General features: G+C 63.6%; 13 protein-coding genes. 6 read left to right on the top strand and 7 right to left on the bottom strand.

Annotated features, from left to right (window positions below):
• Positions 1 to 21 precede the first annotated feature (21 nt).
• Genes puuE through uraH form a run of 4 tightly spaced genes read left to right on the top strand, consistent with a single transcriptional unit; the run spans position 22 to position 2,365 of the window.
• Entirely contained in the window at positions 22 to 954 is a 933-nt protein-coding gene (puuE, locus tag MUU55_RS05505; RefSeq protein ID WP_244759739.1) for an allantoinase PuuE, read from the top strand.
• A complete protein-coding gene (gene uraD, locus MUU55_RS05500) occupies positions 951 to 1,448 on the top strand; it encodes a 2-oxo-4-hydroxy-4-carboxy-5-ureidoimidazoline decarboxylase (protein ID WP_244759738.1) in 498 nt (165 codons plus the stop codon). Before puuE ends, uraD begins: the two co-directional genes overlap by 4 nt.
• Before the next feature lie 51 nt (positions 1,449 to 1,499).
• Entirely contained in the window at positions 1,500 to 1,994 is a 495-nt protein-coding gene (locus MUU55_RS05495) for an ureidoglycolate lyase (RefSeq protein ID WP_244759737.1), read from the top strand.
• Between the two features lie 8 nt (positions 1,995 to 2,002).
• On the top strand, positions 2,003 to 2,365 hold the full coding sequence (uraH, locus tag MUU55_RS05490; protein ID WP_244759736.1) for a hydroxyisourate hydrolase: 363 nt from the start codon (positions 2,003 to 2,005) through the stop codon (positions 2,363 to 2,365).
• Here the strand turns inward: uraH and guaD are convergent.
• Both guaD and MUU55_RS05480 read right to left on the bottom strand, forming a co-directional pair.
• Complete coding sequence (gene guaD / locus MUU55_RS05485) at positions 2,362 to 3,669, bottom strand: guanine deaminase (protein WP_244759735.1); 1,308 nt, start codon at positions 3,667 to 3,669, stop codon at positions 2,362 to 2,364. The two genes, uraH and guaD, sit on opposite strands and share 4 nt — an antisense overlap.
• 5 nt (positions 3,670 to 3,674) lie before the next feature.
• Positions 3,675 to 4,907, bottom strand: coding sequence for a urate hydroxylase PuuD (locus MUU55_RS05480; protein ID WP_244759734.1), 1,233 nt, complete (start codon positions 4,905 to 4,907; stop codon positions 3,675 to 3,677).
• A gap of 126 nt (positions 4,908 to 5,033) precedes the next feature.
• Here MUU55_RS05480 and MUU55_RS05475 point away from each other — a divergent pair, with 126 nt between their 5' ends.
• Complete coding sequence (locus MUU55_RS05475; RefSeq protein WP_244759733.1) at positions 5,034 to 5,747, top strand: glutathione S-transferase; 714 nt, start codon at positions 5,034 to 5,036, stop codon at positions 5,745 to 5,747.
• A gap of 19 nt (positions 5,748 to 5,766) precedes the next feature.
• Here the strand turns inward: MUU55_RS05475 and greA are convergent, their stop codons facing one another.
• Positions 5,767 to 6,249 (bottom strand): transcription elongation factor GreA, encoded by a 483-nt coding sequence (greA, locus tag MUU55_RS05470; protein ID WP_244759732.1) that lies wholly within the window; start codon positions 6,247 to 6,249, stop codon positions 5,767 to 5,769.
• A 30-nt stretch (positions 6,250 to 6,279) separates the two neighbouring features.
• Positions 6,280 to 7,173, bottom strand: a complete 894-nt coding sequence (locus MUU55_RS05465) for a LysR substrate-binding domain-containing protein (RefSeq protein WP_244759731.1) — start codon at positions 7,171 to 7,173, stop codon at positions 6,280 to 6,282.
• Here MUU55_RS05465 and MUU55_RS05460 point away from each other — a divergent pair.
• Positions 7,157 to 7,453, top strand: a complete 297-nt coding sequence (locus MUU55_RS05460; protein WP_244759730.1) for a hypothetical protein — start codon at positions 7,157 to 7,159, stop codon at positions 7,451 to 7,453. The two genes, MUU55_RS05465 and MUU55_RS05460, sit on opposite strands and share 17 nt — an antisense overlap.
• Here MUU55_RS05460 and xdhC read toward each other — a convergent pair.
• From xdhC to xdhA, 3 genes are read right to left on the bottom strand one after another with little or no spacing between them, the layout of a single operon-like run.
• Entirely contained in the window at positions 7,450 to 8,268 is an 819-nt protein-coding gene (gene xdhC, locus MUU55_RS05455; protein WP_244759729.1) for a xanthine dehydrogenase accessory protein XdhC, read from the bottom strand. The two genes, MUU55_RS05460 and xdhC, sit on opposite strands and share 4 nt — an antisense overlap.
• A gap of 1 nt (position 8,269) precedes the next feature.
• Positions 8,270 to 10,615, bottom strand: coding sequence for a xanthine dehydrogenase molybdopterin binding subunit (gene xdhB, locus MUU55_RS05450; RefSeq protein WP_244759728.1), 2,346 nt, complete (start codon positions 10,613 to 10,615; stop codon positions 8,270 to 8,272).
• Between the two features lie 19 nt (positions 10,616 to 10,634).
• The gene (gene xdhA, locus MUU55_RS05445) at positions 10,635 to 12,110 is read right to left on the bottom strand and encodes a xanthine dehydrogenase small subunit (protein ID WP_244759727.1); all 1,476 of its coding nucleotides are present in this window, start codon (positions 12,108 to 12,110) and stop codon (positions 10,635 to 10,637) included.
• Positions 12,111 to 12,117: the final 7 nt, after the last annotated feature.

Here is a 12,117-nt window from a genome sequence, read left to right as displayed (position 1 = left end):
CCCCCTTGCGAAGGTGATCGAATGACAGAAAAGACCTATCCGCGTGACCTGATCGGCTACGGCCGCAACCCGCCGCAAGTGCGCTGGCCTGGTGACGCCAACATCGCCGTGCAGTTCGTCGTGAACTACGAAGAGGGCGGCGAAAGCTGCATCCTCGATGGCGATGCGGCCTCGGAAAACCTGCTGTCGGAGATCGTCGGTGCACAGCCCTGGCCGGGCCAGCGCAACCTCAACATGGAATCGATTTACGAATATGGTTCGCGCGCTGGTTTCTGGCGCCTGCACCGCCTGTTTACCAGCCGCAACGTCACCACGACCGTCTATGGCGTGACGCTCGCCATGGCGCGCAATCCGGAAGCCGTTGCCGCCATGAAGGAAGCCGGCTGGGAAATCGCCAGCCACGGCTACCGCTGGCTGGAATACAAGGATTTTTCCGAGGAGAAGGAGCGCGAGCATATCCGCGAGGCGGTGCGCTTGCACAAGGAACTGACCGGCTCGCACCCGCTCGGCATGTACCAGGGCAAGCCCTCGGACAACACGCTGCGCCTTGTCATGGAGGAGGGCGGTTTCGTCTATTCCTCCGATTCCTACGCGGACGACCTGCCGTTCTGGGTGCCGGGTCTCGATGGCGAGCCCTTCCTGATCATTCCCTACACGCTCGAAACCAACGACATGCGCTTTGCGACCCCGCAGGGTTTCAACACGGGTGACCAGTTCTTCACCTACCTGAAGGACGCTTTCGACGTGCTCTACCAGGAAGGTGCCGAAGGCAGCCCGAAGATGATGAACATCGGCCTGCACTGCCGTCTTGTCGGCCGTCCGGGTCGCGCCGCAGCGCTTGCCCGCTTCGTCGACTATGTGCTTGGCCACGAGAAAGTCTGGATCCCGCGCCGCATCGATATCGCGCGCCACTGGATCGAAAATCACCATCCGTCGAAGGTGAAAGGCGCATGATCGACCGGGCCGATTTCCTCGACCGTTTCGGCGGCGTCTTCGAGCATTCGCCGTTCATCGCCGAACGCGCGCTCGACGCGAATGCCATTGCCGAGCCGCTGACGGCCGGCGGTGTGCATGCCGCACTCTCCGACGCATTCCGCAAGGCGAGCCATGCCGAACAGCTCGGCGTGCTCGTCGCCCACCCGGATCTTGCCGGGAAACTCGCGATTGCCGGCGGCCTGACGGAGGACAGCCGCAAGGAACAGGCCGGCGCCGGCCTCGACCGGCTGAGTGCTGGTGAACACGCCCGTTTCACCGAGCTCAACACCGGCTATGTCGAAAAATTCGGCTTCCCCTTCATCATCGCCGTGAAGGGGCTTACTAAGGACGATATCCTTGCGGCCTTCGAGGTGCGGATCGGCAATGCAGTCGAGACGGAATTCGAAACCGCGAAGACCCAAGTGGAGCGCATCGCGCTCTTGAGATTGAATGCTCTGCTCCCCGGAGATTGACGATGCCTGATGACCTACGACCGCCCTTCCTCTCCCCGGGAGGGCTGTCCGATGGCTGAGAAGCTTGAAATCCAACCCCTGACGCAAGAGGCCTTTGCGCCCTTCGGAACCGTCATCGAGGCCGATCCCGCCTCGATGCGCTACATCAACGGCGGCACGACCGAGCGCTATCACGCGCTTGCGGAGGCCGAGGCGGTGGGCGAGGACGCGAAGGTCATTATCAACCTTTTCCGCGGAACCCCGCGTGCGTTCCCCTACACTGTCGATATGATGGAGCGCCATCCCTTCGGCAGCCAGAGCTTTTCGCCGCTCGACGACCGGCCTTGGCTCGTGGTGGTGGCGGAAGACGAGGGCGGGAAGCCCGGCAAGCCGAAGGTTTTTCGCGCCGGGGGCCGGCAGGGGGTGAACTATCGCCGCAATGTCTGGCACCATCCGCTGATCGCGGTCGGCGCCGTCAGCGATTTCCTCGTCGTCGACCGCCTGGGCGGCGGCGTCAACCTGGAAGAGTTCTTCCTCGAGGAACCCTTCGTCATCGAGAAACCCTGAGAGGACGCATGAGCAAGACCGGCCGCCTGACGACCCATGTTCTCGACACCGCGCTCGGCAAACCTGCCGCCGGTCTGAAGATCGATCTCTATTGGATCGAGAACGGGGAGCACCAGCATATCGTGAGCACCGTCACGAATGCGGACGGCCGCGTCGATGCCCCGCTCGTCGAAGGTGTCGGCTTCATGGCCGGCACCTATGAGCTCGTCTTCCATGCCGGCGACTATCTGCGCGAGAGCGGTGCGGCGGTTAGCGAGCCTGCCTTCCTCGACCGCATTCCGCTGCGCTTCGGCGTTGCGGATCTGGCAAGCCATTATCACGTGCCTCTGCTGCTTTCGGCGTTCAGCTATTCGACGTATCGCGGCAGCTAGATCAACGCCTTCAGTGGTTTGCCCGCCACGTAGGTCTCGCGTACTGCGCGATCATCGCCGAGCGTCTGGAGCAGGAACAGTTCGTCGGCGAGCGAGCGCACCACCTCCATCTTCAGCGCCATGGCGGGCGTGGCGGCCGCATCGAGCACCACGAAATCGGCATCCGTGCCGACCTCAAGCGTGCCGATGCTGTCGGATAGGGAGAGCGCTTCGGCATTGCCGAGCGTCATGTGGTAGAAACTCTCGAACGGGTTCAGCCGCTCGCCGAGCAACTGCTGGATCTTGTAGGCTTCGTCCAGCGTCTTCAGCATGGAATAACTCGTGCCGCCGCCGATATCGGTGGCGACGGCGATGCGCACCGGCCTTTCCCGTCTCGACAGGGCCTTCAGCGGAAAGAGGCCGGAGCCCAGGAAGAGGTTGGAGGTGGGGCAGTGTACAGCCACAGCACCGGCCGCGCTCATCGCATCCGCTTCGCGTTCCGAGAGGTGGATGCAGTGACCGAACAGGCTTCTGGGGCCGAGGAGGCCATATCTCGCATAGACGTCGGTATAGTCGATGGCATCGGGATAGAGTTCGCCGGTGAAGCGGATCTCGTCGTGGTTTTCCGACAGGTGCGTCTGGATGTGCAGATCGGGGAATTCGCGTGCGAGAGCTGCCGCCATCTCCATCTGCGCCCGTGTCGATGTGATGGCGAAGCGCGGCGTGATGGCGACGTGGTTGCGGCCCTTGCCGTGCCATTCTGCGATGACGGCACGGGTCTCGTCATAGCCCATCTCGGGCGTGTCGAGCAGGCCCTGCGGGGCGTTGCGGTCCATCATGACCTTGCCGCCGATCATGCGCATGCCGCGCTTCAGCGCCTCGGCGAAATAGGCATCGGCCGAGGTCTTGTGCACGGAGCAATAGGCAACGGCGGTCGTCGTGCCCTGACGGAGCAACTCGTCGTAGAAATGCCGGGCGATGCGGGCGGCATGCTCGCTTTCGACGAAGCGGCACTCCTCCGGGAAAGTATAGGTGTTCAACCATTCGAGCAGGTTCGCGGCATAGGAGCCGATGACCTGCATCTGCGGGAAATGCACATGGGTATCGATGAGGCCCGGCAGGATCAGGTGCGGCCGGTGATCGATCTCCTCCACGTCCTCGGGCACTCCGGCGCGCACCGTCTCGTAGGCGCCGACAGCGATGATCCTGCCGTCGGCGACCAACAGGCCGCCATCCTCCTCGTAGCGATAGCTCGTGGCGTCGTCGAGCGCTTCGGGGCGGCGGAGAAAGGAGAGCAGGCGTCCGCGAATGAGGGTCTTGGTCATGGCGCTCAGCTTCCTTCTGCCGATGTTTCGAACCAGGCGGCAATGAGGGCGCGTTCTTCCCTGGTCATGCCGGTGACGTTGCCCGGCGGCATGGCGTGGCTGCGTCCCGCCTGCAGATAGATTTCGCGGGCATGCAGCGCAATCGCCGTTTCGCTTTCGAGCACGACGTCTTTCGGTGCTGCGCGCAGGCCCTCCCAGGCCGGCTCGGCTGCATGGCACATCGAGCAGCGGGTGGAGACGAGATCGCGCACGGCAGGGAAATGGCTGTTGGCGGCAAAGCGTTCCGCAGAGGGGGCAAGACCCACATCGGCGGTTTCGCCCGTCAGCACCTTCGGCACGGTGGAAAGCCACATGATGAGAAGGAAGAGCAGGGCGGTGACCAGCCAGGTCCAGGTCGGCTTGCCCTTGCGGGCGTGCGTCGTGTTGAACCAGTGCCGGATCGTCACGCCCATCAGGAAGACGAGGGCGGCGATGACCCAGTTGAAGGCCGTCGCGAAAGCCAGCGGATAGTGGTTCGACAGCATGAAGAAAATGACGGGCAGCGTCAGGTAGTTGTTGTGGGTCGAGCGCTGTTTGGCGATGACGCCGTATTTCGGATCGGGCGTGCGGCCGGCGATGAGGTCCGCCACCACCACCCGCTGGTTCGGCATGATGATGAAAAACACGTTGGCCGACATGATCGTCGCGGTGAAGGCACCGAGATGCAGGAAGGCGGCGCGGCCGGTGAAGACCTGCGTATAGCCCCAGGCCATGGCGACCAGGATGAAGTAGAGGACGATCATCAGTCCCCAGGTGTTTTTGCCGAGCGGCGACTTGCAGAGCAGGTCGTAGAGGATCCAGCCGAGCGCCAGGGAGGCCAGCGAAATCCCGATCGCCATGGGCGTCGAGACATCGAGCACGCTGCGGTCGATCAGGAAAAGATCGGCGCCGCCGTAATAGACCAGACAGAGCAGCGTGAAGCCGGAAAGCCAGGTCATGTAGCTTTCCCATTTGAACCAGGTCAGGTGCTCGGGCATGGAGGCCGGCGCCACCAGATATTTCTGGATATGGTAGAAGCCGCCGCCATGCACCTGCCATTCCTCGCCATAGGCGCCCGCCGGCAGATGCGGCCGCTTCACGAGGCCGAGGTCGAGTGCGATGAAATAGAAGGACGAGCCGATCCAGGCGATGGCGGTGACGACATGCAGCCAGCGGACGGCAAAGGTGATCCATTCCCAGGCGATGGCATATTCGTACATGCGGTGTTCCCTTCTCGCGTCGTCCTCATCGCACATTGCGCAAGATTTGCCGCAGAGGGAAGGGTGGATCGCGCCCCGGCGGTCATGCGGGATGGAACCTGAGCCCGGTCAGGTGTATTCTGGCGCATGGCCTATGAACTTTACTACTGGACCGGCATTCAGGGGCGTGGCGAATATATCCGTCTCGCGCTGGAAGCGGCCGGTGCCCCCTACCGCGATGTCGCGCGGGAGGACGGCGACGGCGTGATTGCACGGGTGAGCAAGGAGGTGGCCACGCCATCCTTCGCGCCGCCCTTTCTGCGGGACGGCGATGTGGTGGTCGGGCAGGTCGCCGCCATTCTGCTCTATCTCGGCGACAAGCTCGACCTTGCGCCCAAAGCATCGCGGCAGAAACTCTGGACGCATCAGATCCAGCTGACCATCGCCGACTTCGTTCTCGAAGGCCATGATGTGCACCACCCGATCGGGGCGGGTGAATACTACGAGAACCAGAAGCCCGAATCACAGCGTCGCGCCCGTGAGTTCCGCGAAGAGCGCGTTCCAAAGTTCCTCGACTGGTTCGAAGGCATCCTGACGCGCAACCCCGAAGGCCCGGCGCATCTCGTCGGCGACCGTTTGAGTTACGCCGATCTTTCACTGTTTCAGGTCATGGACGGGCTGACCTATGCCTTCCCGAAGCTCATGAGCGGCCTGGGCGAACGCTACCCAAGTGTTCGGGCACTGTGCTCCGCGGTCGCCGAACATCCAAAGATCGGCGCCTATCTCGCAAGCAAACGCCGCCTTCCCGGCAACGAGCATGACCTGTTCCGCCACTATCCCGAGCTGGACGGCAGGCGATAGCGCCTGGCACGCATTCTTCTCAGGAAATGGCGACGATCTCCAGTTCCTGCCCGTTCAGCGTCACGACGTCGCCCATGCCCTTGCCGAGGAGCAGGCGGGCCACCGGCGAGACATAGGAGATGGTGCCTGCCTTGGGGTCGGCCTCGTCTTCGCCGACGATACGATAGGCCTGTACCCGCCCGTCATCGCGGCTGAACTTCACCTTGCTGCCGAAGGCCACGGTTTCGGTCGATACGGGATCGGTCATCACCTGCGCGGTGCGCAGGCGCTCGACGATATAACGGATGTCGCGTGAGGGGCCGGCGAGCTGGCGGCGCTTCTCGTTGATGTCCTCGATCGCATTGGCCAGCTCGAAGGCCGTGCGCGCTTCGGCGAGCTGCGTTTCCAGCGCCTTCAGGCCGGTTTCGGTGACAAGGTTCGGATGGGGAGAAATCGGCCGTTCGGGCAGCAGGGTTTCCGCTGCTGTTTCGGCACTTTCTTCCTTCATGAAGGCAACGCTCAAGATCTGAACTCCGTTTGTGTTCGCATCATCTTATGCCTCATCTGGCATCGTCGCCAGAATCCAATCACGAAACGCGCGGATTTTCAGAATGTTGCGACGGTTTTCCGGATAGGCAAGCCAGTAGTCTCGGCCGTCGTTGCAAGTGAGTTCAAATGGCTGGTAGAGCAGCCCGGCCGCAATCTCGGTCCGGAAATGGCCGGGATTGAGGATGGCGACACCCTGGCCGTTCATGGCCACCTGCGCATCGATCGTCTGGATGCCGAGTTCGTTCGGCGGATAACGCTCGAGCCCCGGATTGTCGATGCCTGCGGCGGAAAACCAGGTACGCCACCAAATATCCGGCGGGCTGATGATCGGCAATTTCAAGAGATCCGCAGGCTCCCGGATGCCGCCGATCGTCTCGGCCAGAGCCGGGTTCAGCATCGGCGTGAAATCCATGCGCATGATGCGATGGCTGGTGAGACCCGTCCAGTCGCCCTTGCCCCAGCGGATCGAGACATCGGCCTCTTCCTTGGAAAAGTCGATGAGGTCCTGCGACGTGGAAAGCCGCACGGCGATGTTGGGATGCTTGAGTTGGAAATCGCCCAGCGTCCGGCTCAGCCATTGCGTGGCGAAGGTCGGCGTCGAGTGGATGTGCAGCTTGTGCTCCGTCGCGCCCTTGAGGTCCGCAACGGCTTCGACGAGTTTCGCCAAGCCTTCGCCGACTTTCGGCGCCAGGCGCTCGCCCGCCTCGCTCAGCAGAACCTGTCGCGGCTGGCGCAGGAACAGCGTTTCGCCGAGCGTCTCCTCCAGGAGCTTGATCTGGTAGCTGACCGCCGTCTGCGTCATGCCGAGTTCGTCGCCGGCGCGAGTGAAGCTGGCATGCCGCGCGGCTGCCTCGAAGACACGAAGCGCGTTCAGCGGAAAGTTGCGCGACATCTTCAAGGCCAAGTTCTCTTTATGGATGCAGACGAAGGTTCGATTGGAATTCCATCATTTTTCGGCGCACCCTGCAAGCAATGGATGGAATTTACGAGGTTTTACCATGACATGTATCGCGGAGACAGTGCCGGCAAGACGCGAACGCAGCTGGCTGAACGGCTTGTTGCATAAGCTCTCTCTCGCCTTTCCCTTTCGCCGGCGCAGCCGTATGCCGCGACTGGAGCCGGACGAGCTGTCCGACCACCTGAAGCGCGATCTCGGTTTTCTCGACGGCCGGTCCTAGGCCGCCTTGCGCCATTGCGCAAAGGCGAGCAGCACTTCCGATGCCGTCATCGCGGCGATGACTTCGGGGCGCTTGTCGTCGACCGCATTTCCGCCGATCGGCAGCACCAGCCGGTCGGCCTCGCCTCGTTCTACGCCTTGTTCCTCGAGATAGCGCAGGAACGTGCCCCGTTTCGATTTGGAGCCGACCATTCCGATATAGGCGAGATCGCGCCGTTCGAGCGCTTGCCTGCCGATCAGGAAATCGAGCGCGTGGTCATGGGTGACGATGACAATGGCGGAGCCTGCGGGAATGTCCGCTATCAGCGCTTCCGGCATGGCGGCCAGGCGGTGATGCACTCCCGACGTCAGTTGGTCGAGTTCCGTTTCGCGCGCTTCCACGACGAAGACCTTGAGGGGCAGCAGCGTCAGTGCTTCAGCGAGCGCCCGGCCGACATGGCCGGCGCCGAATACCCAGACCTGTGGCTTCAGCCGCTCCTCCTCCGCGCGGCGCCGGTCGAGCGCGCGGCGTGCCTCTTCATCGGCGAAGGTGAAGGCCAGTTCGACGCGGCCGCCGCAGCATTGGCCGATCTCGGGGCCGAGCGGAATGTCGAGCGTCGCCTCCCCACCGACCTCGGCCAGCAACTTTCGCGCGTTTTCGATGGCGACATATTCGAGTTGTCCGCCACCGATGGTTCCGTGGATTTCCGTCGGGGCCACCAGCATGAAGGTGCCCTGGTCGCGTGGCGCGGAGCCCCTGGCGGCGGTGATGTCGACGATGACGACGCGGTGTTCGCGGGCGAGAAAGCCCTCGAGACTGTCCTGCAGAAAGTTCATTTCACTCTTCTTTTTGTGTCTTGAGCCGTTCGATGCTCATCAGCACGCGCTCGGGCGTGGCGGGAGCATCGAGTTTTGGGCAGAGGCGATAGTCGGCCGTGCTGGCGACAGCCATGGAAAGGGCCTCCAGAACGGAGACCGCAAGCATGAAGGGCGGTTCGCCGACCGCCTTGGAGCGGCCAATGGTCGGCTCGGCGGCCTCAGCCCATTCGGCGAGCTTGACGTTGAAGATTTTCGGCCGGTCGGAGGCGAGAGGGATCTTGTAGGTGGAGGGTGCGTGCGTGCGCAGCCGCCCCTTGTCGTCCCACCACAGTTCCTCCGCCGTCAGCCAGCCCATGCCCTGAACGAAGGCGCCCTCCACCTGGCCCTTGTCGATTGCCGGGTTCAGCGAGCGGCCGACATCGTGAAGGATATCGACGCGATCGACATGGTACTCGCCGGTCAATGTATCGACCGAAACTTCCGAGACCGAAGCGCCATAGGCGAAGTAGTAGAAGGGCGTGCCCATGCCCTTCGCCCGGTCCCAATGGATCTTCGGCGTCTTGTAAAAGCCGGCGGCGGAGAGCTGCACGCGGGCCATATAGGCCTGCCGTATGAAGTCGGAGAAGGGGATCAACGCCTTCCCGACGCGCACGTGGTGCGGCACGAATGCGACCTCATCCGGGGCCACGCTCCACTTTTCCGCAGCGAAGGCGATGAGGCGCTGCTTGATCTGGCGGGCGGCGTCGTAGGCGGCCATGCCGTTCAGGTCCGAGCCGGAGGAGGCGGCGGTCGCCGAGGTGTTCGGCACTTTCGCCGTCGTCGTCGCGGTGATCCTTACGCGGGAAACATCGACCTGGAACGCATCGGCAAGCACCTGGGCGACCTTGGTAAACAGGCCCTGGCCCATCTCCGTGCCGCCATGGTTGAGGTGGATCGAGCCATCCTGGTAGACGTGCACCAGCGCACCCGCCTGATTGTACCAGGTGGCGGTAAAGGAGATGCCGAATTTCACGGGCGTCAGCGCGATGCCCTTGCGGACGACGCGGCTCGTTTCGTTGAAGGCGAGGACAGCCCTGCGACGGGCCTGATAGTCGCAAGAGGTTTCCAGCTCATCGACGATGCGGTGGATTATGTTGTCCTCGACCGTCTGGTGATAGGGCGTCAGCACGCGCTCCGAGCCGGGCATCCCGTAGAAGTTGGCCTTGCGGATTTCCAGCGGATCCTTGCCGAGCCTGTAGGCGATCTCCTCGATCATGCGTTCGCCGCCGACGAGACCCTGCGGCCCGCCGAAGCCGCGGAAGGCGGTGTTGGAGACGGTGTGCGTCTTCAGCGGCTGCGAGGTCAGGAGGACATGCGGGTAGAAATAGGCATTGTCCGCATGGAAGAGCGCACGGTCGGTGACGGGGCCCGAGAGATCGGAAGAATAGCCGCAGCGGGCGGCATAGTTCGCCTTCACGGCCTCGATGCGGCCTTCGCCATCGAAACCGACTTCGTAGTCGATGAGGAAGTCGTGCCGCTTGCCGGTGGCCGTCATGTCCTCGTCGCGGTCGAGGCGGAATTTGACGGCGCGGTTCAGGCGCTTGGCCGCGACGGCAGCGAGTGCTGCAAACTGATTGCCCTGCGTTTCCTTGCCGCCGAAGCCGCCACCCATGCGGCGCACCTGCACGGTTACGGCATTGGAGGGCACCCCGAGCACGTGGGCCACCATGTGCTGCACTTCACTCGGATGCTGCGTCGAAGACCAGACGGTGATTTCGTCGTCCTCGCCGGGAATAGCCAGCGCGATATGGCCTTCGAGATAGAAGTGATCCTGCCCGCCGACGCGCATCCGGCCTTTGACACGATGCGATGCCTTTTCCAGCGCGCCCTCCGCGTCGCCGCGCTTCAGCGTCAACGGCTCGGTGACCAGCGTGCCGCCATCTTTCAGTGTATCGGTGATATCGGTCCAGTGCGGCAGGTCGCGGTATTCGATTTTCGCCAGGCGCGCGGCGCGGCGTGCGACGTCGCGCGTCTCGGCGATGACGCAGAAGATCGCCTGGCCATGAAATTCCACCCTTGCCTCGGCCAGCACCGGCTCGTCGTGGCGGTGCGAGGGGCTGATATCGTTTTCGCCCGGCATGTCCCTGGCGGTCAGCACCAGCACGACGCCCGGATGGGCCCTGACGGAAGAAAGGTCGAGGGAGAGGATTTCGGCATGCGCCCGATCGCCCATGCCGAGCGCGGCATGCAGCGTGCCGTCGGGCTCCGGCATGTCGTCGATATAGTCGGCGGTGCCGGAAACGTGCTTGTGCGCCGAATCGTGGCGCAACGACGCATGCATCGGCGCGGAAATCGTCTTGCGGTCCTCGAAGGTGGATTGGTCCATCACACGTCTCCTTCGCGCCTCAGGCAACATCCTCGAAGCGCCGGACCTGTGCGGTCTCGCCTGTCGTTTCGAGGAAAAATCGCGTCAGCAGGTTCTTGGCCGTCAGCAGGCGGTACTCCGCCGTGGCGCGCCAGTCGGTGAGAGGTTTGTAATCCGCCTCGAAGGCCGGGCGGGCGGCGTCGATCGTGGCCTGGCTCCACGGCTTGCCGAGGAGAGCCGCCTCGACGGTTGCCGCGCGTTTCGGCGTGCCGGCCATGCCGCCGAAGCAGAGGCGGGCGTCTGTGACGGTGCCTTCGGGCGAAAGCATGACGCGGAACGCGGCGCAGAGGGCGGAGATGTCTTCGTCGCGGCGCTTGGAAATCTTGTAGACGGCGAAATCGGTGCCGGCGGGTAGATCGGGGACGAAAAGACTTTCGACGAACTCGCCGGGGCGGCGGTCCTGCCGGCCGTATTCGATGAAGTAGCTTTCGAGCGGCAGTTCGCGCCGGCCCTCCCTGGAGCGCAGGGCAAGCGTGGCGCCGAGCGCGATCAGCGCCGGCGGCGTATCGCCGATCGGCGAACCGTTGGCGATGTTGCCGCCGATCGTGCCCATATTGCGCACCTGCTCGCCGCCGATGCGGTCGATCAGCGGGCGCAATGCCGGGAAGCGGCGACAGAGCGTGGCGAAGGCCTGAGAATAGGTGACGCCGGCGCCGATACGGATGCCTGCCGCCGTTTGCTCGATGGTTTGCAGCTCGGCGAGGTGGTTGATGAAAACGACCGGATTGAGGTCGCGGAACTGTTTCGTCACCCAGAGGCCGACATCGGTGCTGCCCGCGATGACAGTGGCTTTCGACTCCTCCGCCAGCACGGCGGCGAGACCGTCGAGCGAGGCGGGTACGATCACGCGGCCATCGCCGTCGCTGACGCGGATCGTGTCCTGCGGGGCCAGGGACTTCAGCTTGGCGAAAATCTCCGTTCGCACCCGTTCGATGGGGTCGAAGACGGCACTCGGCCGCGCCGCGGCGACCGCTTCGGCTGCGCGGATGATCGGCTCATAGCCCGTGCAGCGACAGAGATTGCCTTGCAGCGCCTTTTCGATACGGGCGCGGCTCGGCGCCGGCTCGGAAAGCCAGAGACCATAGAGCGACATGACGAAGCCGGGCGTACAGAAGCCGCATTGCGAACCGTGATAGTCCACCATCGCCTGCTGCACGGGATGCAGCACGCCATCGCCACCTGCCATATGTTCGACGGTGACGATATGGGTGGCATTCATCGAGCCGAGCAGGCGAATGCAGGCATTGACGCTCTCATAGGCAAGTCGCCCCTCGACCACGCGGCCGACGAGCACGGTGCAGGCGCCGCAGTCGCCCTCGCCACAGCCTTCCTTGGTGCCCGTGAGGCGGCGGGTCAGCCGCAGCCAGTCGAGCAGGGTGCGCGTCGGCGGCACATGGCGCAGCGAAATGTCCTCGCCGTTGAGGATGAAACGGATGCTGCCGGTGTCCGTGCTCATATGCCTT

Source organism: Shinella curvata, from assembly GCF_022899935.1.
Taxonomy (GTDB): domain Bacteria; phylum Pseudomonadota; class Alphaproteobacteria; order Rhizobiales; family Rhizobiaceae; genus Shinella; species Shinella curvata.
Note: the sequence above shows the minus strand (reverse complement) of the source record. Positions and strands in the feature narration are given on the sequence as shown.

Bases quoted from the DNA above. Each gene is read 5' to 3' on its own strand.
- uraD (WP_244759738.1), top strand. From the start codon at position 951: ATGATCGACCGGGCCGATTTCCTCGACCGTTTCGGCGGCGTCTTCGAG.
- xdhA (WP_244759727.1), bottom strand. From the start codon at position 12,110: ATGAGCACGGACACCGGCAGCATCCGTTTCATCCTCAACGGCGAGGAC.
- guaD (WP_244759735.1), bottom strand. From the start codon at position 3,669: ATGACCAAGACCCTCATTCGCGGACGCCTGCTCTCCTTTCTCCGCCGC.
- MUU55_RS05475 (WP_244759733.1), top strand. From the start codon at position 5,034: ATGGCCTATGAACTTTACTACTGGACCGGCATTCAGGGGCGTGGCGAA.
- MUU55_RS05480 (WP_244759734.1), bottom strand. From the start codon at position 4,907: ATGTACGAATATGCCATCGCCTGGGAATGGATCACCTTTGCCGTCCGC.
- puuE (WP_244759739.1), top strand. From the start codon at position 22: ATGACAGAAAAGACCTATCCGCGTGACCTGATCGGCTACGGCCGCAAC.
- MUU55_RS05495 (WP_244759737.1), top strand. From the start codon at position 1,500: ATGGCTGAGAAGCTTGAAATCCAACCCCTGACGCAAGAGGCCTTTGCG.
- xdhB (WP_244759728.1), bottom strand. From the start codon at position 10,615: ATGGACCAATCCACCTTCGAGGACCGCAAGACGATTTCCGCGCCGATG.
- uraH (WP_244759736.1), top strand. From the start codon at position 2,003: ATGAGCAAGACCGGCCGCCTGACGACCCATGTTCTCGACACCGCGCTC.
- xdhC (WP_244759729.1), bottom strand. From the start codon at position 8,268: ATGAACTTTCTGCAGGACAGTCTCGAGGGCTTTCTCGCCCGCGAACAC.